The organism is Archangium primigenium (assembly GCF_016904885.1).
Lineage (GTDB): Bacteria > Myxococcota > Myxococcia > Myxococcales > Myxococcaceae > Cystobacter > Cystobacter primigenius.
In genome coordinates this window covers 57,298-80,229 of record NZ_JADWYI010000001.1, presented here as the reverse complement: position 1 = coordinate 80,229, position 22,932 = coordinate 57,298, and the positions used below count along the sequence as shown (strand labels likewise).

The window sequence follows — 22,932 nt, the reverse complement described above, 5'->3', positions numbered from 1 at the left end:
TGTTATGTCCCCGCGTCCACCCCGCCATCGCCGCGCCCCGCCGCGCGAGGAGCCCCGCCGTGCAGGCCTCATCCCCCTCTCCCGCCGCGCGCACCCAGGCCCCCCCGGTCCCCGGGACGATGCTGCTGATGCTGCTGGTCATGCTGGGCCTCGTGGCGGGGTTGCACGTGTACCTCGGACTGCGGCTCATCGCGGCCCCCGCGCTGCCCGCGCCCTGGGGGGCCCTCGGCTGGACGGCCCTGGCCCTGGGCTTCTTCTCCCTGCCGGCGGCCATGGCGTCCACGCGCATGCGCTCCTCCTGGGTCGAGCAGGTGCTGCACTGGGGCGGCATGCTCTGGATGGGCGCGTTCGGCCTGCTGCTCGTGGCCACGGCCGCGGGGGACGTCGTGGGGTGGGTGTGGCACCTGACCGGCACGGCGCCCGAGGGGGTGGCCTGGGCCCGGCTCGAGGCGCTGGCGGTGGTGGGCGTGGTGGTGCCGGCGCTCGCCATCGCCTTTCGCACGGCGCGCGCCCCGGCCCGGGTGGAGCGGGTGACGGTGCCCGTGGTGGGCCTGGGCGAGGGGCTGAGCGGCCTGCGGGTGGTGCAGTTGTCCGACATCCACATTGGCCCCACCCTGGACCGGCGCTTCATGCGGCGGGTGGTGGCGCAGGTCAACGCGCTGCAGCCGGACCTGGTGGCGGTGACGGGGGACCTGGTGGACGGGAGTGTCGCGCGGCTGCGCGACGAGGTGGCGCCGCTCGCGGACCTCGAGGCCCCGCTGGGCGTCTACTACGTCACCGGCAACCACGAGTACTACCACGGGGGCGCGGCCTGGAGCGCCGAGGTGGCCCGGCTGGGGCTCACCGTGCTGCACAACAGCCACCGGGTGGTGGAGCGTGGCGGGGCGCGGCTCACGGTGGCGGGCGTGCCGGACCTGGAGGGCGGGCGCATGGACGCGGAGCACGCCTGCCGGCCGGACGTGGCGCTCGCGGGGGCACCCGAGGGGGTTCCCCGGCTGCTGCTCGCGCACCAGCCCCGCGTGGCCCTGCGCGCGGGCGGCCTGGGCGTGGATCTGCAGCTGTCCGGTCACACCCATGGCGGCCAGCTCTTTCCCTTCATGGCCTTCGTGAAGCTGCAGCAGCCCGTCATCCAGGGACTGGCCACCGTGGCCGGGGTGCGCGTCTACACCCACCGGGGCACCGGCTACTGGGGCCCGCCGCTGCGCCTGGGGCCCTCGCCGGAGATCGCCGAGTTGACGCTCGTCCGTGCGTCGCCGGGTGCTTCGTCCTCCAAGAACTAGGAGCCCTCGTCGCTGGAAGCGCCACTGCCAGGCGCCCGTGAAGGGGGCCTGCGAAATCCCGGGCGCCGCGTTAATGTGACGCCAGCGTCGGCGCCGCCCGACGCGAAGAAAAGTGGTGGACCGTGTTGTCGTGGTGGAAGCACGTGAAGAGGAAGCTGCGCCGGGTTCGGGTGCGGCTGATGCGGGGCGCGGGCGCCCCGTCGGAGATCGCCGGGGGCATGGCGCTCGGGTTGTTCGTCGCGCTGCTGCCCGTGCTGGGTCTGCAATTGCCGCTGGCGCTGCTGCTCGCCGAGGTGCTGCGGCGGCTCGCCCACCTGCACCTGTCTCGGGTCGCCGCCGCCGCGGGCGTGTGGCTCACCAATCCGCTCACCGCCGCGCCGCTCTACGGCCTGTGCTACGTCGTGGGCCGTCCGTTCGCGCGCTGGCTGCTGCCCGCGTCCCCCTCCGCCACGGCGCGTGACGCGGGGGGGTTGGATCTGGCCGCGCTGTCCGGTCCCGAGGCGCTCTCGGTGGTGACGAGCCTCATCGTGGGCGCCGTGCTGCTGGGCGTGCCCGTCGCGTGGCTGGGCTACCGCATCACCTACGGCATGGTGTCGCGGCAGCACGCCCGCCGGCAGGAGCGCCGCGCACGCCGGGTGCGTCCCGCGACGCTCGTCGCGAGCACCTGAGGCCTCCGGTCCTCCTCGCGGGCGCGTCCAGCGACGGGCAGTGAGGGGTCGGGGGGTGGAAACTTTTCACGGGACATGAAGGGAACCGGCCCGGCGGGGGGCGGAGGGCGAGATCCCTCCACCGGATTCCGCCCGTTCCACGTTAGGGTCCCTCCGTGAGGAATCCTTCATGACGAAGCCGACGAGCGCCGCTCCTCCCGCTCCTTCCGAGGACGTGGAAGGGGTGCTGATGGGGGGCGGCGCGGTGGGTGCGCTGCTGCGCTCCGTCGATTGGTCCCAGTCGCGCCTGGGGCCCGTGAGCACCTGGTCCGCGAGTCTGCGCGCCGCCGTCAGCATCTGTCTGGGGTCCGGCTTTCCCATCGCCCTCTACTGGGGGCCGGACCTGGTGATGATCTACAACGAGGGCTATGCCCCCATCGCCGGAGGCAAGCACCCGTGGGCCCTGGGGCGTGCCGGCGCGGAGGTGTGGCCGGAGATCTGGGACAGCGTGGGCCAGCAGTTCGCCCGGGTGCTGGAGGTGGGCGAGGTCACCTACAAGGAGGACTTCCTCCTGCTCATGCGCCGCCATGGGTACACGGAGGAGTGCTACTTCAACTACACCCTGAGCCCCATCCGCGGGGCGGGGGGCCGGGTGGAGGGCATCTTCAACGCGGTGATGGAGACCACCTACCGCGTCCTCAACGAGCGGCGCACCCAGGTGCTGCGCGAGCTGGCGGAGCGCACGGCCCCGGCGCGCACGCCCCAGGAGGTGTGTCTGCTGGCGGCCCACACCCTGGGCTCGGCGACGCTGGACGTGCCCTTCTGCGCCTTCTACCTCGTGGACGAGGCGGGGCGGGAGGCGCGGCTCACCGCCTCGGCGGGGCTGCCCCCGGAGAGCCCCGCCCTGGCCGCCCGCGTGTCGCTGGAGCCGGGGGCCCAGGCGCCCTGGCCGCTCGCGGAGGCCCGCGCGACGGGCGGGGTGGTGCGGGTGTCGGCCCTGCGCGAGCGCTGGGGCTTCGAGCCCCCGGGGGGCCCGTGGCCGGAGCCCGCCCACGCGGCGCTGGTGGTGCCCATCCTGGTGGGCTCGGGGGAGCGGGCCTCGGGCTTCCTGTGCCTGGGGCTCAGTCCACGCCGGGCGGTGGACGAGGGCTACGTGCAGTTCGCCGAGCGGGCCGCGGCCCAGGTGGCCCGGGTGCTGTCCATCGCCGAGTCCTTCGAGGTGGAGCGTCGGCGCGCCGAGGCGCTCGCCGAGCTGGACCGCTCCAAGACGGCCTTCTTCTCCAACGTGAGCCACGAGTTCCGCACGCCCCTCACGCTCATGCTCGGCCCCACCGAGGACGCGCTCGCGGCCCCCGAGCCCGCGCTCACCGGGGAGTCGCTGGAGACCGTGCACCGCAACGCCCTGCGCCTGCTCAAGCTCGTCAACGCGCTGCTGGACTTCAGCCGCCTGGAGGCGGGGCGGGTCGAGGCGGCCTTCGTGCCCACGGACCTGGCCGTGCTCACGCGCGAGCTGGCCAGCACGTTCCGCTCCGCGGTGGAGCGCGCGGGGCTGCGGCTGCGCGTGGAGTGCGAGCCCCTGCCCGAGCCCGTCTACGTGGACGCGGACATGTGGGAGAAGATCGTCCTCAACCTGCTGTCCAACGCGCTCAAGTTCACCTTCGTGGGGGAGATCGCCGTCACGCTGCGCGCGGTGGACGCCACCCACGTGGAGCTGGGCGTGCGCGACACCGGCACGGGCATCCCCCCGGACGAGCTGCCGCGCATCTTCGACCGCTTCCACCGCGTGCACGGCTCGCGCTCGCGCACCCACGAGGGCAGCGGCATCGGGCTGGCCCTGGTGCGCGAGTTGGTGGCGCTGCACGGCGGCACGGTGCGCGCCGAGAGCCAGCCGGGCGAGGGCACCACCTTCTTCCTGACGCTGCCGCGGGGCCACGCGCACCTGCCCGCCGAGCGGCTGGGCGCGCCCCGTCCGCGCGGCGCCTCGGGCTCCCGGGCCTACGTGGAGGAGGCGATGCGCTGGGTGGACGCTCCAGGGGACACGCCAAGGGCGGCTCCGGCGTCCACCCCGGCGTCGGCCCCGTCCGCCGCCGCGGCGGCCACCCCGTCCCGCGTGCACCCCACCGCGGGCGCGCGCATCGTGCTCGCGGACGACAACGCGGACATGCGCGAGTACGTCACCCGACTGCTCGGCGCCACGTGGCGCGTGGAGGCGGTGGCCGATGGCCAGGCGGCGCTGGAGGCCGTGCACCGCGAGCCTCCGGAGCTCGTGCTCTCGGACGTGATGATGCCCCGGCTGGATGGCTTCGGGCTCTTGCGCGCGCTCAAGGAGGACCCGGGCACGCGGCTCATCCCCGTCATCCTGTTGTCGGCGCGCGCGGGCGAGGAGTCCCACGTGGAGGGCATGAACGCGGGCGCGGACGACTACCTCGTCAAGCCCTTCTCCGCGCGCGAGCTGCTGGCGCGGGTGGGGGCGCGCCTGGAAATCCATCGGCTGCGCGCGGAGCTGGACGCCGAGCTGGAGCGCAAGGTCGTCGAGCGCACCGCCCAGCTCCTGGAGTCCAACCGCGAGCTGGAGAGCTTCAGCTACTCGGTGAGCCACGACCTGCGCGCGCCCCTGCGGCACATCCTCGGCTTCGCGGAGCTGTTGGCCAAGAGCAGCCGGGGCTCCCTGGACGACAAGTCCCAGCGCCACCTGCGCACCATCGCGGAGGCGGCGCAGCGCGGCGGCCAGCTCGTGGATGACCTGCTCGCCTTCAGCCGCCTGGGCCGCGCGGAGCTCAAGCGCGGCCGGGTGGACCTGGGCCGGCTGGTGGACGAGGTGCGCTCGGACCTGGGGCCGGACGCCGAGGGGCGGCGCATCCACTGGCGCGTGGCGTCCCTGCCCGCCGTGTACGCGGACGCGGCGCTCCTGCGCATGGCGCTGCGCAACCTCCTGGCCAACGCGGTGAAGTACACCCGGCCGCGCGCCGAGGCCCACATCGACATCTCCGCCGAGCAGGGCGCCGACGAGGTGCGGGTGCACGTGCGCGACAACGGCGTGGGCTTCGAGATGCAGTACGTGGACAAGCTCTTCGGCGTCTTCCAGCGGCTGCACACCACCGAGCAGTTCGAGGGCACGGGCATCGGCCTGGCCAACGTGCGGCGCATCATCACCCGCCATGGCGGCCGCGTCTGGGCCGAGGGCGCGGTGGACCAGGGCGCCAGCTTCCACTTCACCCTTCCCCGGGCGCTCGCGCCAGAGGGCTCCCAGCCATGAGTGAACTCAAGCGAATCCTCCTCGTCGAGGACAGTGACAACGACGTGCAGCTCACCCTGGCCGCGCTCGAGGAGACCCACCTCGCCAACGAGGTGGACGTGGTGACCGATGGGCAGCAGGCCCTCGACTACCTCTACCGCCGGGGCACGCATGGCGAGCGCGTCCCGGGCCACCCCGCGGTGGTGCTCCTGGACCTGAAGCTGCCCAAGCTCAACGGGCTCGAGGTGCTCGCCCAGCTCAAGGGCGACCCGGACCTGCGGCAGATTCCCGTGGTGATGCTCACGTCCTCGCGCGAGGAGCCGGACCTCGCGCGCGCCTACTCCCTGGGCGTCAACGCGTACGTGGTCAAGCCCGTGGGCTTCGACGCCTTCTCCTCGGCGCTGCGGGAGCTGGGCCTGTTCTGGGCCATCCTCAACCAGCCGCCTCCGGGCACGGTGCGCAAGGGCGGCGGATGAGCGGGACGGAGCGGGTGCTCTCCGCGCTGCTCTTGGAAGACAGTGCCCTGGACGCCGAGCTGCTCCAGGCATGCCTGGAGGACGGGGGCCTGCGCGTGGCGCTCGAGCGGGTGGACACCCGGGAGGACTTCACCTCGGCGCTCGCGGGGCGGCCCTTCGACGTCATCCTCTGCGACTACCACGTGCCGGGCTTCGGCGGCGGCGAGGCGCTCGCCACCGCGCGCGCGTCCCACCCGGAGACGCCCTTTCTCTTCGTCTCCGGCGCGCTGGGCGAGGACACCGCCATCGAGCTGCTCAAGCGCGGCGCCACCGACTACGTGCTCAAGGACCGGCTCGAGCGCCTGGTGCCCTGCATCGAGCGCGCCCTGCGCGAGGCCCACGGCGCCGCCGAGCGCGCCCGGGCCGAGCGCGCCCTGCGCCAGTCCGAGGAGCGCTACCGCCTGGCCACGCTCGCCACCTCGGACGCCATCTGGGACTGGGACTTGCTCACCCAGCGCGTCACCTGGAACGACGCCTTGCGCGCCACCTACGGCTACGGGGTGGAGGACGTCGGGGCGGACACCGCCTGGTGGTTCGAGCGCATCCACCCCGAGGATCGCGAGCGCGTGGTGCGCGAGCTCCGGGCCGTGGTCGCCGACGGCGGGCCGCGCTGGGGCGCGCGCTACCGCTTCCGGTGCCGGGACGGGAGCTACACGCCCGTGGTGGACCGGGGCCAGGTGGCGCTCGACGCCGCGGGCCGGCCGGTGCGCATGGTGGGCGCCATGCAGGACATCTCCGCGCACCAGGAGGCTCAGGAGGTGCTCGCGCGCCAGGCGCGCTTCAGCGGCCTGATGGCCAGCGTGGGCCTGGCCCTCACGCGCGGACGGGACCGGGCGGACATGCTCGCGCGGTGCGCCGAGGCCCTGGTGCGCTTCCTCGAGGTGCCGCTCGCCCGGGTGTGGCTCCTGGAGGAGGGCGCCCAGGTGCCCGTGCCCGGGGCCAGCGCGGGGCCGCGGAGCGAGGGGGCGCTGGACGTGGAGTGGGTGGAGCGGGTGGCGCGCTCGCGCGAGCCGCTCGTGGCGTCGCTGTCCGGGGCGGAGCGCTTCCTGGGCCATCCGCTGCTGGCGGGCGACCGGTGCGTGGGCGTGGTGGCGGTGGTGTCCCGGGGCGAGCCGCTCGCGGGCACCGCCGAGGTGCTGCGGCACGCCGCGGACAGCATCGCCCTGGGCGTGGAGCGCCTGCGCGCCCAGGAGGAGACGGCGCGCCTGTTCGAGCGCGAGAAGGCCGCGCGCACCACCGCCGAGGAGGCCAACCGCCTCAAGGACGAGTTCCTCGCCACGGTGAGCCACGAGCTGCGCACGCCGCTCACGGCCATGCTCGGCTGGGTGGGCCTCTTGCGCGCGGGCGGCCTGCCCGCGGACAAGAGCGCGCGCGCCCTGGAGACGGTGGAGCGCAACGCCCGGGCCCAGGCCCAGCTCATCGAGGACCTGCTCGACGTGAGCCGCATCATGGCGGGCAACCTCAAGCTGGATCAGGAGCGCGTGGACCTGTCGGTCGTGGTGGAGCAGGCGCTCGAGACGGTGCGGCCGGCGGCCCAGGCGCGCGCCCTGCGAATCCGCTGCGCGCTGGACGCCAGCGGACGGGTGATGGGCGATCCGCACCGGCTGCAGCAGGTGGTGTGGAACCTCTTGTCCAACGCCGTGAAGTTCACCCCGCCCGAGGGCGCCGTGGAGGTGTGGCTGGAGCGTGACGACACCACCCTCACGCTCTTCGTCCAGGACACCGGCCAGGGCATCTCCCCGGACTTCCTCCCCCACGTCTTCGAGCGCTTCCGCCAGGCGGAGGGCGGCAGCACGCGGCGCTTTGGCGGGCTCGGCCTGGGCCTGTCCATCGTGCGCCACCTGGTGGAGATGCACGGGGGCACGGTGGGCGTGGAGAGCGCGGGCCTGGGCCAGGGCGCGTGCTTCTGGGTGCGGCTGCCCCTGGCCACCCTGTCCCGGCGGAGCGGCCCGTCCCAGGGCGCCGTCACCCCCGCGCCCGTGCCCCCGCCGCCGGACACCGGCGCGCCCTCGCTCGAGGGCCTGCGCATCCTCGTGGTGGAGGACGAGGAGGACACGCGCGAGCTCTTGCGCACGCTGCTCACCTCCCGCGGGGCGAGCGTCCACGTGGCGGCCTCCGCGCGCGAGGGTCTGGAACTGCTGCGGCGCGTGACGCCGGACCTGCTCGTGTCCGACATCGGTATGCCCGGCGAGGACGGCTACGCGCTCATCCAGGGCGTGCGCGCGCTGCCCGCGAGCGCCGGGGGCCGGCTGCCCGCCGTGGCCCTCACCGCCTTCGCCCGGGCGGAGGATCGCACGCGCGTGCTGCTGGCCGGCTTCAACAGCCACGTGCCCAAGCCCGTGGAGCCCGCGGAGCTCTTCGCCGTGCTGCTGTCGCTCGTCGGGCGCCGCCCCGGCGTGCCCCGCTAGCCGCCCAGGGCCCGGAGCAGGTCGTCATCGCTCCGGGTCTGGGGCAGCTGGGGCAGGGCGCCCGCCAGCCGCAGGCGCTCCTCGGTGAGCGCGCGCGCCCGCGGGTGGATGTCCGTGCCGAGGAAGTCCCGGCCCAGCCGCGCCGCCGCCACCCCCACCGAGCCCGAGCCCATGAAGGGGTCCACCACCGTGTCCCCCGGCGCGCTGCTCTGGCGGATGAGTACCTCGCTGAGCGCCACGGGCTTCTCCGTGGGGTAGCCCCGGTGCACCCGCGGCACGCTCAGCACGTCCGCCACCCCCAGGTCGCTCAGCCGCCGCCGGCCCTTCTCGAAGAAGAGGATGCACTCGTAGCGCGCCCGGTAGTGGTAGCCCATGCCGATGTGCTGCTTGTCCCAGATGAGCGGCTTCCAGAAGCGGAAGCCCGCGGCCTCCGCCACCGGCCGGGCCACGAACATCGTCTCCGCGTCACAGAACAGATAGAGGTGCGCGTCGCGCTTGAGCACCCGCCACAGCGCCTGGAAGAGCGCCGGGAAGCGCGTGTTGGGGAAGATGGGGAACCAGGGGTTGCTCGAGCCCTTGCCCTGCTTGAGCCGCGTGGTGGTGCCCACCGCCCGGTGCTTCTCAAGCGATTCGTAGGCGGGATCCGTGATGACCAGATCCGCCGAGCCCGCGGGCAGGGAGCGGAGCCAGTCGACGGCATCGTCATCGGTCAGGCGGTAGTGGGGCATGGGCGCACGGGACGGCCAGCCCAGGGGAGCCAGCGGCGGCGTCCATGATGCCCGCCCCCCCTGACACCCTTCCCCCCAGGCTCCCACCCCCCACGTCCTGTCCCCCCGCGCACTGTCAGGGGTCCTCCGGGGGCCGGGTCGCGCGGGACCTCCCGCGCCCACCCCCTGGTTCTGGCACTCCGGGGCCCCATGACACCCGCCCTGCGCACCCGGCCGCCTCACCGCAAGCCGGACAGGACACCCACGGTGCTGCGCGCTACCCGACATGTCCTTCGTCCGAGGGGGACCGAGGTGGTTCAAGGGGACCCCCTGGGTCGTGGCGTACTCCGCCCGCGGTTCAGGATGGCGGCGACAAAGGTCCATCACCCGGCACTTTTGGGGGGCTGCTTTCCAGCCCCACGCCGTCTTTTGCAGCGGGGGTGCGTGTCCGACGCCGCCGCGCCGCTGGCCCGAGGTCTGCAAAGGTGGAACGCAGAATCCGAGAACATCCGGAATAGCAAGCAATCTTTCTAAATTTTCGCAGCCCGAGAAAAGAGGACCGCCATGTCGAGCGCCGCCCGCAAGCTCTCCCTCGCCGTTCCCGGCTTCCCGATGGGTCTCTCCGCGGAGACGACGGGTGCCCAGGCGGAGGGGGGCGCGGACGAGGGGCCTCGCTGGTCGGACGCGCTGGGGGCCTGGGTCTTCCTGAGCCACGCGGACGTGCGGGACGGCCTGCGGGATGAGCGGCTGGGGGCCGCGCGCGTGGACTTCCACGAGGCGCCGTTGCAGGGGCCGGGCGAGGAGCTGCTCCAGGCCTTCCGCAAGGGCGCCTCGGGGCGCGCGGAGGGCAGCCGGGAGTGGATGGCGCTGCGGCGGCAGGCCGCGCCCGGCTTCTCGCCCGAGGCGCTCGAGTCCTTCCGGCCCGCCCTGCGGCGCCAGGTGGGGTTGCTGCTCTCGCGGGTGCGCGGCCAGGGACGCATGGACGCGGTGCGGGCGGTGACGGGGGTGCTGCCGGGGCTCGTGCTCGCCGAGTTGATGGACCTGCCCGCCCCCCACCGGGAGGGCTTCCTGGCCTGGACGCGCGCCATCGCCGAGGTCCAGTCGCCCGTGACGGGGCTCGACGCGGGCGCCCTGGCCCGCCGCGCCCTGCTCGCCACCCGCGAGTTCCTCGACTATCTCGGGCCGCTGCTCGCCGCGCGGCGCCAGTCCCCCGGGGCGGACCTGCTCAGCCACATGCTGCGCGCCCACGTGCCGGGCACCCCCAACCCCGAGCCGCGCGTGGCCACCGTCGCGCTGCTGCTCGTCTCGGGCCTGGCGTCCTTCGCGGATCAGCTCGGCAATGGCTTGCACGAATTGCTGTCCCAGCCCGACCGGGCCCCGGCGCTGCGCGCGCAGCCCGCGCTCATGACGGGCGCGCTGGAGGAGATGCTGCGGCTGAGCCCCGCGGTGCCCGTGCTGCACCGCACCGCGCGCCAGACGTTCAGCCTGCGCGGGCGCACCGTGCGCGAGGGCGATGGGGTGATGCTGTGCATCTCCGCGGCCAACCGCGACGCCAGCGTGTTCCCGGATCCCGACCAGTTCCTCATCGATCGGGACCCCTTCCTGCAGAAGCACCTGAGCCTGGGCTTCGGGATGCACCACCGGCTGGACGCGGGGCTGGTGAAGCACACGCTCCGGGCGCTGCTCGAGGGGATGCTGGAGGAGCTGCCCCAGGCCCGGCTGGACGAGGAGCGCTGCTCGCGGCTCAAGAGCCAGGGCCTGCACGCGCGGGGCTTCGAGTCGCTGCCCGTGCGCTGGTGACACGCTCCCGCGCCCCCACGCGCGCGCGCGCCCGGTGACTGAGGGAGGGAGCGGCCCACCCGACTTTGACGCCTCCCGCCATGCCAGGAGGGTGTCGGGTAGCATACCGTCTTCTCTTGCCCCGCGGTGCCCCCGGATTGCGGGTTTGTCCGGCCCACCTGCTAGGCTTTCACCGACGTCGCCGTCCATTCTCCGTGGGGGAAGTGCGTGTCCTTCGTTCAATTGCCCGAGAGCCCCATCACCTGCCGCAACCTCGTGGGAGGCGAGTGGCTCTTGCCGCCCGGCGCGCCGCTGCTCGAGGTGCGCAGCCCCTACACCGGCGGCGTCATCGGCCGGGTGCCGATGACCTCCGAGGCCGGTGTGGCCCAGGCGGTGGAGGCCGCGCGCGTGGCGAGCGTGGGCTGGCGCGCGGTGTCCCTGCGCGAGCGCACCGCCATCATGGCGCGCTTCCGGGCGCTGCTCGAGCAGCACCTGGATCGGCTGGCGAACCTGGCCGCGAGCGAGGCCGGCAAGACGGTGGCAGAGGCGCGCGCGGGTCTGCTCAAGGGCATGGAGGTGTGTGACTTCGCCCTGTCCCTGCAGAACCTGGACACCGGCGGCGCGCTGGAGGTGAGCCGGGGCGTGAGCTGCGAGTTCCGCCGCGAGCCCCTGGGCGTGGTGGCCGGCATCACCCCGTTCAACTTCCCCGCCATGGTGCCCCTGTGGATGATCCCCACCGCGCTCACGGTGGGCAACGCCTTCATCCTCAAGCCCTCGGAGAAGGTGCCGCTCACGGCGTGTGCCCTGGGGGAGCTGCTCCAGGAGGCGGGGGTGCCGCCCGGCGTCTTCTCCGTGGTGCACGGCGGGCGCGAGGCGGTGGAGGCGATTCTCGCCCACCCGGAGGTGCGCGCGGTGGGCTTCGTGGGCTCGTCCGCGGTGGCGCGGCGCGTGTACGCCGAGGGCAGCGCGCGGGGCAAGCGCGTGCTGGCGCTCGGGGGCGCGAAGAACCACCTCATCGTCGTGCCGGACGCCGAGCCGGGCCTCACCGCCCAGTCCGTGGTGGACTCCTTCACCGGGTGCGCGGGCCAGCGCTGCATGGCCGCCAGCGTGCTGCTCGCGGTGGGGGACGTGCAGCCCATCCTCGACCAGGTGCTCGAGCGCGCGGGCCGCCTGGAGTGCGGCCCCGGCATGGGCGCGCTCATCGATCGGGCGAGCCTCACGCGCCTGGAGACGGCCATCGCCGCGGCGGAGCGGGCCGGGGCGCGGGTGGTGCTGGATGGCCGGGGCAAGACGCCCGCGGGCGAGCGCTGGGCGAATGGCCACTGGCTCGGGCCCACGGTGATCGACGGCGTGCGGCCGGACATGGAGGCCGCGCAGCGCGAGCTGTTCGGCCCGGTGCTGGCCATCGTGCGCGTGCCCACGCTGTCGGCCGCGCTGGAGGTGGAGAACGCCTCGCCCTACGGCAACGCCGCCTCCATCTTCACCACCAACGGCGCCGTGGCGCAGGCGGTGGTGGAGGGCGCGCGCGTGGGCATGGTGGGCGTCAACGTGGGCGTGCCCGTGCCCCGCGAGCCCTTCTCCTTCGGTGGGGTGGGGGAGTCCAAGTTCGGCCACGGGGACATCACCGGCGTGGCGAGCCTGGGCTTCTGGACGGACCTCAAGAAGGTCACCCGCAAGTGGGGCGGCCGCACCGACGGCAGCTGGATGAGCTGACCCCGCCGCGCCGCTTCCCCCCGCTTCTCCCCTTCCCCCCAAGACTTCCCGAGCATTCGCAAGGAGGGCGTCATGCCCGACAAGAAGAACACCAACGCCATTCGTCTCACCTCGCACCCGGACAGCGACGCCCAGGTGCTCCCCATCCGTTGGGGCGAGTCCGACCCCATGCTGCGCGGCCCCGTGGTGGCCACGCTCACCGAGCCCGCGCACCGCAACGTGGTGGGCACGCACTCGGGCTCCTACGCCATCTACCGCGCCGTGGCCGTGGCCGCGGGCCAGCTCACCCAGGACCATCGCGCGGACCTCACCAACACCGCGCCCGCCGTGCAGATCGGCCCCCACAAGGCCTGGGGGAACCCGGACCGCATCGTGTCCCTGGATCCGTGGGGCGCGGTGGCCCCGCAGGTGTTCGGCACCTACCTCAAGCAGGGCCTGGACATCCGGCCCTCCATCGCCATCACCCGGGCGCACATCAACATGCCCGAGCTGCGCGACGCCATCACCGCGGGCCGGCTCAAGCCGGACGGGAAGATCCTCTGCGCCAACGGGGACGTGACGGTGGTGAAGGCGGCGCTCGAGCCCGTGTGGTACCTGCCCGGCATCGCCCGGCGCTTCGGCCTCACCGAGGCGGCGCTGCGCCGCGGCCTCTTCGAGCAGACGGGCGGCATGTTCCCCGAGCTCATCACCCGCTCGGACCTGGACGTCTTCCTGCCGCCCATCGGTGGCCAGACGGTCTATTTCTTCGGGGACATGGACACCATCTCCAACCCGGACATCCCGCTGGCCGTGCGCGTGCATGACGAGTGCAACGGCTCGGACGTGTTCGGCAGCGACATCTGCACCTGTCGGCCCTACCTCACCCACGGCATCGAGGTGTGCATCCAGACGGCGCAGGAGGGCGGCGCGGGCGTCATCGTCTACTCGCGCAAGGAGGGCCGGGCGCTCGGCGAGGTGACCAAGTTCCTCGTGTACAACGCGAGAAAGCGCCAGGAGGGCGGCGACTCGGCGGCCACCTACTTCCACCGCACCGAGTGCGTGGCGGGCGTGCAGGACATGCGCTTCCAGGAGCTGATGCCGGACGCGCTGCACTGGATGGGCATCACCCGCATCCACCGCTTCGTGTCCATGAGCGACATGAAGCACGACGCCATCGTGAAGTCGGGCATCGAGATCCTCGAGCGCGTGCCCATCCCGGAGGAGCTCGTCCCCGCGGACGCCAAGGTGGAGATGGAGGCCAAGAAGGCCGCCGGCTACTTCACCACCGGCAAGGTGGCCTCCGAGACGGAATTGCAGGACGTGAAGGGCAGGGCGCTGGATGCCTGACACCGTTCCCACCTCGCCCACGGTCACCCATCTGCGCAGCCCGCGCGCCATCCGCGAGCGCTGCCATGCGCTCCTGGAGCTGGGGCTCGCCGACCGGCTGGCCCACTTCCGCGTGGACATGGCCCGGCTGCCGGGCGTGGCGGACTTCGTGCTGGACGTCACGCGCGAGGCCTACCCCACGCTCGACATCCCGGTGCACAGCCGCTGGGGCCACTTCGACGTGGGCGGTGTCCAGCGCAACGCCCTCCTGGACTCGCGGCTCGCGGGGCTCACCCCCGCCGAGCGCGCCCGCGCCAAGCTGGACCTGGTCATCACCAGCGTGCTCCTGGACGCGGGCAGCGGCCCCTCCTGGAAGTACGTGGAGCCGGGCAGCGGCGGCACCTTCGCGCGCTCCGAGGGCCTGGCCGTGGCCAGCTTCCACATGTTCCTCGCGGGCGCGTTCTCCTCGGACCCCGCGCGGCCGCTCCAGGCGGACGCCGAGGGCCTGCGGCGCCTGAGCCGCGACGCGCTCGCCGAGGGCTTCCAGGTCACGGCGACGAACCCGCTCGCGGGCCTGGAGGGCCGACTGGAGCTGCTGCACGGCCTCGGGCGCGTGCTGCCGCGCCCGGGCGCGCTCTATGACCTGCTGGGCGGCGCGGGCCGCCAGGTGACGGCCACGGAGGTGCTCGGCCAGGTGCTCGAGTCGCTGGGGCCCATCTGGCCGGGGCGCATCACCCTGGACGGGGTGAACCTGGGAGACGTGTGGCCGCACTCGGCGCTGGGCGCCACGGACCATCCGGACTCGCTCGTGCCCTTCCACAAGTTGTCGCAGTGGCTCACGTACTCGCTGCTCGAGCCCCTGGAGGAAGGTGGCATCACGGTGACGGCGCTGGACGCGCTCACCGGGCTGCCCGAGTACCGCAACGGCGGGCTGCTCGTGGACACCGGGCTGCTCGTGCCCCGCGAGGCGCGGCTGCTCCAGGACGTGTTCACGCCGGGCGAGGAGCCCATCGTCGAGTGGCGCGCGCTCACGGTGGCGCTCCTGGACGAGCTGGGCAAGCGCGTGCGCGAGCGTCTGGGCATGACGTCCGCGCAATTGCCCCTGGCCAAGGTGCTGCAAGGCGGCACCTGGAGCGCGGGGCGGAAGATCGCCGCGCAGAAGCGTTCCGGGGGCCCCCCGCCCATCCGGATCGACAGCGACGGCACGGTGTTCTGAGTTTCAACCCCGACGTTTTTCAACCACGACAGGACTGGGAGGGTGACATGAAGTACGCGGACAACTGCACCGTGGTGGACCATCCACTGGTGAAGCACAAGCTGACGCAGATGCGGCGCAAGGACACGAGCACGGCCGAGTTCCGCGCGCTCCTGCAGGAGATCTCCCTGCTGCTCGGCTACGAGGCGACGCGCGACCTCAAGCTCACCGACGAGTCCATCGAGACGCCGCTGGCGCGCATGGACGCCCCGGTGCTCGAGGGCAAGAAGCTGGTGCTGGTGGGCATCCTGCGCGCCGGCCAGGGCATCCTCGACGGCATGCTGCAGCTGGTGCCCAGCGCGCGCATCGGCCACATCGGCCTGTACCGCGACCCCAAGACGCTCCTGGCGGTGGAGTACTACTACAAGGTGCCCAACCAGCTGGCGGACCGCGACGTCATCGTGTGCGACCCCATGCTCGCCACGGGCAACTCGGCGGTGGCGGCGCTCAACCGCATCAAGAAGAGCAAGCCGGGCAGCCTGCGCTTCATGTGCCTGTTGGCCTGTCCCGAGGGCCTGGCCAACCTGCGCGAGCACCACCCGGACGTGCACGTCATCACCGCCGCGGTGGACGAGAAGCTCGACGAGCACGGCTACATCATCCCGGGCCTGGGCGACGCGGGCGACCGGCTCTTCGGCACGCGCTGAGCCGCGACGGGGACGCCGCCCCTCACGCCTCCGCGGTGTGCAGGGGCAGCTCCACGGTGAGGGTGGCGCCGCCGCCGGGCGTGTCGGACACGGTGATGCTGCCGCCGTGGGCCTCCACCACCTGCCGTGACACCCACAGCCCGAGCCCGAGCCCTCCGTAGTGGCGCACGGACACCGCGCGCTCGAAGCGGTGGAAGATGCGCTCGCGATCCTCGGGCTTCACGCCGATGCCGTGGTCCACCACCTCCAGGCGGGCCCGGCCGTCCATGCGGCCCAGGCGCACCAGCACGGGCCGACCCGTGCCGTAGCGGGCCGCGTTGGACAGGAGGTTCTGCACGAGCTGGCCCACGCGCAGCGCGTCCAGCTCCCCGGGCAGGCTCGCCTCCGACTCGAAGGTGAGCGCGCAGTCGTGCCGCGCCATCTCCTCGCGCACCTGCGCCACGCTGTCCGCCACGAGCACCGCCAGGTCCACCGGCTGGCGTTTGATGCGCAGCCGCCCCGAGGCCACCAGCGACACGTCCAGCATCGTCTCGATGAGGCTCGCGAGCCGTTGGATCTGCCGGCGCACCGAGAAGATGCGCTCGCCCGCGTGGACGCGCACCTCCGCGGGCAGCATGCGCTCGAGCGTCTCGAGCTGCAGGCGCAGCGCGGCCAGGGGCGTCTTGAGCTCGTGGCTCGCCACGGACAGGAAGTCGTCCCGGGCGTGCACGGCCTCGCGCAGGGTGGCCTCGCGGCCCTCGGCCAGGCTCACCTCGCGCCGCAGCCGCGCCAGGTCCAGGTGGGCGCGCACCCGCGCCAGCAGCTCGCGCGCGCCGAAGGGCTTGACCATGTAGTCGTCCGCCCCGGCCTCCAGGCCCTCCACCGAGGCCTCCTCGCCCGCGCGCGCGGACAAGAGGAGGAAGGGCACGGCCTGCAGCTCGGGCGTGGCGCGCACCGCGCGCAAGAGGCCGAAGCCGCCCAGCCGCGGCATCATCACGTCCGAGAGGATGAGCGCGGGGGGCTCTTGGCGCGCCACCTCCAGCGCCCGCGCGCCGTCCTCCGCGAGGCTCACCTCGAAGGAGGCCCGGAGGATGCCAGCGAGGTAGGCGCGCATGTCCGCGTTGTCGTCCACCACCAGTACCCGGGCCCGGGGCGTGGACCCGGCGGGCGGCGGGAGCGGGGGCGTCGGGGCGAGCCAGCCCTGGATCTCCTCCAGGTAGGGCGTGACGGCCGGGGCCACCGGGGCGGCGTCCCGGCCCGCCTCCCGCTGCTCCTGTGTCTGGGGGGCGGTGCCGAACGGCAGGCGCACGGTGAAGGTGGTGCCCAGGCCCTCGCCGCTGCTCGCGGTGACGCTCCCGCCCTGCAGCCGCGTCAGCTCGTGCACGAGGAACAGGCCAATGCCGCTGCCCTCGTCGCTGCGCGCGCGCGTGCCCTCCACCCGCTGGAAGCGCTCGAAGACGCGGGACAGGGCGCTCGGGGGGATGCCCGCGCCGGTGTCGCGCACGGTGAGCACGGCCTCGGCGCCCTCCTGGACGAGGCGCACCGTGACGCCGCCCTCGAGGGTGTACTTGAGCGCGTTGGACAGCAGGTTGAAGACGATCGTCTCCCAGGCCGCGGGATCCACCCAGACGGGCCCGGTGAGCGGCGGCAGGTGCGTGCCCAGGGTGAGCCCCGCGCGCTGGAAGGCCGACTCGAAGTGGCTCACCAGCTCCGCGGTGAAGGCGGCGAGGTCCGTGGCCTGGGGGTGGAGCGTGGCCCGGCCCGCCTCCATCCGCGCGAAGCCGAGCAGGCTGTTGACGAGCTTGAAGAGCCGCAGGCCGTTGCGGTGCACGAGCGCCAGGCGCTCGCGGTGCACGAGTGGCAGCGGCGTGTCGGGATCGGCGAGCGCGTCCTCCACGGGGCCCAGCATCAGCGTGAGCGGGGTGCGGAACTCGTGGCTGATGTTGCTGAAGAAGGCCGTCTTGGCGCGATCCAGCTCCGCGAGCCGCTCCAGCCGCAGCCGCTCCTCCTGCGAGGCCCGGGCGCGCGCCACGTCCGCCGCCACCTGCCGGGCGAGCAGGCTCAGGAAGTCCCGGTAGGACGCGTCCAGGGGCAGCCGGGGGCTGAGGCCCACCACGAGCACCGCGGTGAAGAGCACCCCGGTCTCGCGCCCCGCCTCGCCGCCCAGGCTCAGCGGCAGGAGCAGGGCGCGGGTGGCGCCCTCCGGCCCCGCCGCCCGTCCCGGCGGCGCCTCCACGAGCCGCTCCTGGCCCGAGGCGAGTACTTCCGCCAGGGGCCAGACCGGCGCCGGGTCCGCGAGGGCGACGTGCGCGGGGGCCTGGGCGTCTCCCCGCCCGAGCCCCGTGCACACGCGCAGCGCCGCCCGCTCCTGCTCCACGCGGTAGAGCAGCACGAAGGGCAGGTCCGTGGGGCCGTGGGGGGCGAGCGCCCGCTCCACCGACTGGAAGACGGCGTCCGGGGTGGTGTCGCGCGCGGTGTGGATGGACAGCTCGCGGATGGCGGTGAAGCGCCGCTCGCCGAGCACCTGGCGCGTCGTCTCCCCTCCGGTGACGACGATGCCCGCGAAGTCCCCCCGCTCGTCCCGCGTGGGAACATAGGACCAGGTGTAGAAGCACTCCTCCAGGAAGCCGCGCCGGTCGAGCAGCACGCGCTGGTTCTCCACCGAGCATGCGTGCATCGTCTCGCGCACGCGGGCGAGCATGGGGCCGACCAGGTCCCAGAACTCCTGGAAGACCTCGCGCGAGGGCCGTCCGAGGGCGGGGTGCTTGTCCCCGATGAGGGGGCGGTAGGCGTCGTTATAGAGGTGGATGAGCTCCGGCCCCCAGTAGAGCCCCATGGGCTGCGGCGAGGCGAGCAGGGTGCTCACCCCGATGCGCAGGGCCGCGGGCCAGTGCTCGACGGGCCCCAGCGCGGTCTCTCGCCAGTCCAGGGCGCGCATGAGCGCCCCCAGCTCGCCTCCGCCGACGAACACCCGCTCCTGCTCACTCACGACCTGCTCTCCCTGTCGATGCGGCGGGCGCGGGGGTGCGCCCGAGGCCTTTCCGGGGGACCGCATCGAAGCCGCCAAGGTGGGGGGGCGCGGCGGATTCCGCAAGTCGGAGAATCAACATTCTCGTCGCGCCGGGCGTGAGCGCGCGCGGACCCGGCGTGCACAGGCATTGCAACGGCCCCTATCGCAGACAGGACACGCATACTCCCGGAGGTATTCCTCTCACTGTCTGTATCGGGCGGCGGGAGGTTTTCCACGCCCGCCCCTGGCGTTCGCCAGGCCGCATGCCTACCTGGAGCGCGCGGTGGGCGAGGGGTGGGTGGGATGAGTGCTTTCTGGGTGAACGGGTCGCGGTGTGTGGCATCGGCATGCGTCTCGCTATTCGCGCGCGCCCGTCCCGTGACGCTCCCCACGAGGCATGTGAGCGCGCCGCGCGCCCTGTCTGACACCGTCTCGGGTGGCCGCATTCCTGACAACCACTTTCCCCTAACTCCAGACATGTCCTGTCGGGAGACGTGTGGGGGTGTGAACAGCGCGTTCAACACTCAACGCGCTCCCTCGGGAACGTCCAACGCCCCACGCGTGGGATGTCTGGCCTTCCACCGCCAAGGCTTTTCTGGAGTTTCCGTGGATGCAGGGAAGACCGTGCATCCGCATTCTGGTTTCACGGCCCTGGTGAGACCCAGGTGGCCGAGAGCCGGAGGTAGCGCCATGGGTTTCACGTCATTCAAGGGTCTGTGGAGCGAGATGTCCGGGCGTGGGGCGGGGTCAAACATGGTGGTGTGGAGTCTGATGTCGTTGCTGTCTTTGAGCGGTGCGGTGGGGTGTGGCGTGGATCCCTCGCTGGAGTCCTCCCTGGACGAGGTGATGACGCCGGCCTTGCAGCGCCAGGCGCAGCAGGAGGACAACGGGCTGTCGCTCAACGGCCTGTCGCTCAATGGCTTGTCGCTCAATGGTTTGTCGCTCAACGGGCTCGGGTCGGTGGCGTTCGCCGACTGGTTCAACGGCAACGTCACGGGACACGATGCGCTGATGAGCTACATGGTGCGGTGCGCGGCGCCCGCGGGCCAGACGCACGTCTTCCGCAACCCGGACACCGGCCGGGTCCACACGTGGGTGGGCTCCCTGGGCCTGGCGCCCAACTGGGCCAGTGGCAAGTCGGCCACGGAGCCCGAGGAGCAGGTCATCTCCGCGTGCCTGCTGGCGCACGTGAACAACTATGGGCTGCACGTGCCCATCTCCGTGCTGGGCGTCAACGCCTCGGGCGACAGCATCGACTTCTCCTCCGAGGAGCTCCAGGCCTACCCGCAGCAGGAGTCGTGCTTCTTCGGCAACATCTTCAGCTCGCAGCACTCGCCCAACCCGGTGCTCCTGGCGGGCAATGACCGCGGCTCGCTGGACCCCACCCAGAGCACGCTGCGCCCGTGTGGCCTGCTGGGCAACGACGCCAGGGTGAGCCACCCGGCCTGCCTGGAGATCAAGCGCGTGGGCCAGTGCGAGAAGTACTGCACGCTGGCGCCCGGCGGGAGCTACTACACGTCGTGCACGTACAACGGCAGGACGTACCTGCCCATCACCACGCGCATCCGCCCCGCGGACGTGAAGTACTGCGGGGATGGCAAGTGCGACCCCGGCGAGCGTCCCGGTCCGGACTTCACGGCGGACAGCTGCAGCCTGGATTGCGGTGGCGGCACGCCGTGAGCCCGGGGCCCGGAGCGGCACGGACGTCCGTTCCGGGCGGCCCCCTGTGTCAGGCGGACGAGGCGCGCGCGGCCTGGGTGGGCTCCCGCCGGTGCACGTGCATGGGCAGCGTCCCCTTGGGCCGCAGGGTGAGCAGGGGCTCGGGCACCACGGGCACCCCGGGCACGCCGCGCAGCCGGAAGCGCTGGGTCACCAGGGCGAGGATGAGCTGCGCCTCCATCATCGCGAAGTTGTTGCCGATGCACTGGCGCTGGCCACCGCCGAACGGCAGGTAGGCCCACCGGGGCCGCTGTCGGCTCGTCTCCGGGAAGAAGCGCGTGGGATCGAAGCGCTCGGGATCCGGCCAGAAGTCCGGGTGGCGGTGGGTGACGTAGGGCACCAGCAGCACGATGTCGCCCTTGGGGATGCGGTAGCCCCCCACCTCGTCGTCCTCGTGGGGCGTGCGCGGCAGGGCCCAGATGGGCGGGTAGAGCCGCATGGCCTCCTCGAAGACGCACCCCGTGTAGCGCAGCCGCGGCAGGTCCTCGAGCGTGGGCACGCGCCCGCCGAGCACCGTGTCCACCTCCTCGTGCAGCAGCGCCTCCTGCTCGGGGTTCTGCTCCAGCAGGTGGAACGTCCACGCGAGCGACGTGGCCGTGGTCTCGTGGCCCGCGAGCAAGAGCGTCATCACCTCGTCGCGCAGTTGCAGGTCGTCGAAGGCATCGCCCGTGTCCGCGTCACACGCCGACATGAGCATGCCGAGCAGATCCGTGCCCGGCCCCTCGCCGCTCTTCTGGGCCTGGGCGCGGCGCTGGGCGATGAGCCCGTCCACGGAGGCGTGCAGCGTGTCCATGGCCCGCTGGAAGAGGCGGTTGTCGCGCGTGGGCAGCCGGTAGAGCCACGGCAGGTAGGGCAGGGGCGAGATGATGCGCCGGTCGGTCACCTCGAGCGCCTGGGTGAAGGCCTCGCCGATGCGCAGGCTCTCCTGGCCCACGTCCGCGCCGAACAGCGCCCGCACCACCACGGTGAGCGTCAGCCGCATCATCTCGGTGAACACCGGCACCGCCTGGCCCGCGGCCACCGGGGCCTCCCAGCCCGCGAGTGTCTCCTGGGCCGCCTGGGTCATCACCCCCGCGAGCGCGGCGAGCCGATCCTTGTGGAAGGCGGGCTGGGACAGCCGGCGCTGGCGCTTCCAGAAGTCGCCCTCGGCGGTGAGCAGGCCATTGCCCACGAGCGGGCGCGTCTTGGCGAAGATCTCGCCCTTGGTGTAGCGGGCGCTCGCGTCGGCGAGCACGTGCTTGACGTGGTCCGGGTGCGCGAGCGTCTCCACGTACACCGGCCCCATGCGAAAGCGCACCACGTCACCCAACTGCGCGCGGCCGCGCAGGAACAGGCCCAGGGGATCCGTCTCGCGCTCGCGCAGGTGGCCGAGCAGCCAGTGGCCCGGGGGCATGGGCGCGAGCGGCGGCGGGGACGTCGTCTTCATGCCCCACCCCCCGCGGGCGACAGCGGGCCGGGCGAGGGGGCCGGCGGCGCGGCGGGGCGCTCGCGGATGCCCACGCCCACGAGCACCGCGGCCACCACCAGCGCGCCCAGCATCACCTGGAAGCCCGCGGCGGCGTTGTTGTCGCTCCACTTGATGACGTAGCCGATGAGGATGTTGGTGAGGAAGCCGCCAATCTGTCCGCCCGTGTTGATGAAGCCCGAGCCGGCCCCCATCAGCCGCGTGGGCACGAGGATCATCGGCAGGGCCCAGATGGCGCCCGCGGCCATGAACAGGAGGAAGCCCGCGAGGCACTGGGCCACCATGTACTGCACCGGGTCCTCGATGCGGGTGAAGAGGTAGAGGCACACGCCGCCCACCGCCTGGCAGCCCAGCACCAGCCACTTGCGCCGACCGCGGAACCACCGGTCCGACACGTAGCCGGCGAGCATGCAGCCCACGCCGCCGAACAGGAAGGGCAGCGAGCCGAGCACCCCCGTCTTGCTCAGGCTCAGGCCCTTGACCTCCATGAGGTACTTGGGCAGCCAGTTGAGCCAGCCGTACATGGTCAGGTTGTAGATGAGCGCCACGAAGAAGAGCACCCAGATGGCCGGCGAGCGCAGGAGGTCCCCGAAGCTGCCGCGCTCGAGCGTCTGCTCGGCGTTGGCCGCCTCCGAGCGGGTGTCGCGCTCGAACTGCTCCAGCTCCTCGCGCGCCATGCGCGGGTGCTTCTCGGGTGCGTCCGCCACGCTCCACCACGCGGCCAGCACGCACAGGGCCCCCGCGGCGCCGAGCACGAGGAAGCTCTTGCGCCAGCCGAGCTCCGGCAGCATCTGCGCCAGCAGCATCATGGAGATGGCGGGCCCGAGCGCCACCGAGGACAGGATGATGGCGTTGGCGGTGCCGCGGTCCTTCTTGGAGAAGAACTGGCCGATGACCTTCCACACCGCGGCGGGGAACACGCCCTCACCCAGGCCGAAGAGGAAGCGCACCGCGAGCAGGCTCACGAGGCCCCCCACCAGGCCCGTGGCCGCGGTGAAGAAGGACCACCAGACGAGCGCCACGAGGATGACGCGCCGGGGACCGACCCGGTCCGCCATGAGCCCGCCGGGCACCTGCGACAGCGCGTAGCCCAGGAAGAAGGCGCTGAGCACCCAGCCGAGCTTCTCCGGTCCGAGCCCGAACTCCTGCGCCATGTACGGCAGGGTCATGTTGATGGCCATGCGGTCCAGCCAGGCCACGAGATAGCAGAACAGCAGGGTGAGCCCCACCGAGTGACGCGTCTTCAGGAACATGGTCGCGCACTATAC

Annotated in this window: 15 protein-coding genes; 11 read left to right on the top strand and 4 right to left on the bottom strand. The window is 72.9% G+C overall.

The features are described 5' to 3' along the window. Positions 1 to 59 precede the first annotated feature (59 nt). The 5 genes from I3V78_RS39760 (at position 60) to I3V78_RS00330 (ending at position 8,085) form a co-directional block, all read left to right on the top strand. A complete protein-coding gene (locus tag I3V78_RS39760) occupies positions 60 to 1,280 on the top strand; it encodes a metallophosphoesterase (protein WP_338023433.1) in 1,221 nt (406 codons plus the stop codon). Positions 1,281 to 1,423: 143 nt separating this feature from the next. Beyond that, positions 1,424 to 1,948 (top strand): DUF2062 domain-containing protein, encoded by a 525-nt coding sequence (locus tag I3V78_RS00350; RefSeq protein ID WP_204484326.1) that lies wholly within the window; start codon positions 1,424 to 1,426, stop codon positions 1,946 to 1,948. Between the two features lie 169 nt (positions 1,949 to 2,117). Then, the gene (locus I3V78_RS00345; protein ID WP_204484325.1) at positions 2,118 to 5,183 is read left to right on the top strand and encodes an ATP-binding protein; all 3,066 of its coding nucleotides are present in this window, start codon (positions 2,118 to 2,120) and stop codon (positions 5,181 to 5,183) included. Beyond that, entirely contained in the window at positions 5,180 to 5,638 is a 459-nt protein-coding gene (locus I3V78_RS00340) for a response regulator (protein ID WP_204484324.1), read from the top strand. The genes I3V78_RS00345 and I3V78_RS00340 overlap by 4 nt, the downstream gene beginning before the upstream one ends. Further along, positions 5,635 to 8,085, top strand: a complete 2,451-nt coding sequence (locus I3V78_RS00330) for a hybrid sensor histidine kinase/response regulator (protein WP_239576234.1) — start codon at positions 5,635 to 5,637, stop codon at positions 8,083 to 8,085. Before I3V78_RS00340 ends, I3V78_RS00330 begins: the two co-directional genes overlap by 4 nt. Here I3V78_RS00330 and I3V78_RS00325 read toward each other — a convergent pair. After that, positions 8,082 to 8,813, bottom strand: coding sequence for a DNA-methyltransferase (locus I3V78_RS00325; RefSeq protein WP_204484323.1), 732 nt, complete (start codon positions 8,811 to 8,813; stop codon positions 8,082 to 8,084). The genes I3V78_RS00330 and I3V78_RS00325 overlap by 4 nt on opposite strands. Before the next feature lie 543 nt (positions 8,814 to 9,356). Here I3V78_RS00325 and I3V78_RS00320 point away from each other — a divergent pair. From I3V78_RS00320 to upp, 5 genes are all read left to right on the top strand, one after another. Next, on the top strand, positions 9,357 to 10,592 hold the full coding sequence (locus I3V78_RS00320) for a cytochrome P450 (protein ID WP_204484322.1): 1,236 nt from the start codon (positions 9,357 to 9,359) through the stop codon (positions 10,590 to 10,592). A gap of 207 nt (positions 10,593 to 10,799) precedes the next feature. Beyond that, positions 10,800 to 12,284 (top strand): CoA-acylating methylmalonate-semialdehyde dehydrogenase, encoded by a 1,485-nt coding sequence (gene mmsA, locus I3V78_RS00315; RefSeq protein WP_204484321.1) that lies wholly within the window; start codon positions 10,800 to 10,802, stop codon positions 12,282 to 12,284. Positions 12,285 to 12,356: 72 nt separating this feature from the next. Next, positions 12,357 to 13,610, top strand: coding sequence for a GTP cyclohydrolase II (locus I3V78_RS00310; protein ID WP_204484320.1), 1,254 nt, complete (start codon positions 12,357 to 12,359; stop codon positions 13,608 to 13,610). Then, the gene (locus tag I3V78_RS00305; protein WP_204484319.1) at positions 13,603 to 14,805 is read left to right on the top strand and encodes a URC4/urg3 family protein; all 1,203 of its coding nucleotides are present in this window, start codon (positions 13,603 to 13,605) and stop codon (positions 14,803 to 14,805) included. Before I3V78_RS00310 ends, I3V78_RS00305 begins: the two co-directional genes overlap by 8 nt. A gap of 47 nt (positions 14,806 to 14,852) precedes the next feature. Next, positions 14,853 to 15,491: a uracil phosphoribosyltransferase gene (gene upp, locus I3V78_RS00300; protein WP_204484318.1), complete on the top strand. Its 639-nt coding sequence runs from the start codon at positions 14,853 to 14,855 to the stop codon at positions 15,489 to 15,491. Positions 15,492 to 15,513: 22 nt separating this feature from the next. Here upp and I3V78_RS00295 read toward each other — a convergent pair whose 3' ends face one another. Then, a complete protein-coding gene (locus I3V78_RS00295; protein ID WP_338023432.1) occupies positions 15,514 to 18,459 on the bottom strand; it encodes a hybrid sensor histidine kinase/response regulator in 2,946 nt (981 codons plus the stop codon). Between the two features lie 792 nt (positions 18,460 to 19,251). Here I3V78_RS00295 and I3V78_RS00290 point away from each other — a divergent pair. Continuing rightward, positions 19,252 to 20,160 carry a hypothetical protein gene (locus I3V78_RS00290; protein ID WP_204484316.1) on the top strand — a complete coding sequence of 303 codons (909 nt, stop codon included), beginning with the start codon at positions 19,252 to 19,254 and terminating at the stop codon, positions 20,158 to 20,160. A gap of 49 nt (positions 20,161 to 20,209) precedes the next feature. On the opposite strand, the gene I3V78_RS00285 is transcribed toward I3V78_RS00290, so the two are convergent. Beyond that, entirely contained in the window at positions 20,210 to 21,625 is a 1,416-nt protein-coding gene (locus I3V78_RS00285; RefSeq protein WP_204484315.1) for a cytochrome P450, read from the bottom strand. Next, positions 21,622 to 22,917, bottom strand: a complete 1,296-nt coding sequence (locus tag I3V78_RS00280; RefSeq protein WP_204484314.1) for an MFS transporter — start codon at positions 22,915 to 22,917, stop codon at positions 21,622 to 21,624. Before I3V78_RS00280 ends, I3V78_RS00285 begins: the two co-directional genes overlap by 4 nt. Positions 22,918 to 22,932 lie beyond the last annotated feature (15 nt).

Excerpts from the sequence above, each read along its gene's own strand:
- I3V78_RS00345 (WP_204484325.1), top strand. The coding sequence starts at position 2,118 with ATGACGAAGCCGACGAGCGCCGCTCCTCCCGCTCCTTCCGAGGACGTG.
- I3V78_RS00340 (WP_204484324.1), top strand. The coding sequence starts at position 5,180 with ATGAGTGAACTCAAGCGAATCCTCCTCGTCGAGGACAGTGACAACGAC.
- I3V78_RS00330 (WP_239576234.1), top strand. The coding sequence starts at position 5,635 with ATGAGCGGGACGGAGCGGGTGCTCTCCGCGCTGCTCTTGGAAGACAGT.
- I3V78_RS00325 (WP_204484323.1), bottom strand. The coding sequence starts at position 8,813 with ATGCCCCACTACCGCCTGACCGATGACGATGCCGTCGACTGGCTCCGC.
- I3V78_RS00320 (WP_204484322.1), top strand. The coding sequence starts at position 9,357 with ATGTCGAGCGCCGCCCGCAAGCTCTCCCTCGCCGTTCCCGGCTTCCCG.
- I3V78_RS00310 (WP_204484320.1), top strand. The coding sequence starts at position 12,357 with ATGCCCGACAAGAAGAACACCAACGCCATTCGTCTCACCTCGCACCCG.
- I3V78_RS00305 (WP_204484319.1), top strand. The coding sequence starts at position 13,603 with ATGCCTGACACCGTTCCCACCTCGCCCACGGTCACCCATCTGCGCAGC.
- upp (WP_204484318.1), top strand. The coding sequence starts at position 14,853 with ATGAAGTACGCGGACAACTGCACCGTGGTGGACCATCCACTGGTGAAG.
- I3V78_RS00290 (WP_204484316.1), top strand. The coding sequence starts at position 19,252 with ATGTCGTTGCTGTCTTTGAGCGGTGCGGTGGGGTGTGGCGTGGATCCC.
- I3V78_RS00285 (WP_204484315.1), bottom strand. The coding sequence starts at position 21,625 with ATGAAGACGACGTCCCCGCCGCCGCTCGCGCCCATGCCCCCGGGCCAC.
- I3V78_RS00280 (WP_204484314.1), bottom strand. The coding sequence starts at position 22,917 with ATGTTCCTGAAGACGCGTCACTCGGTGGGGCTCACCCTGCTGTTCTGC.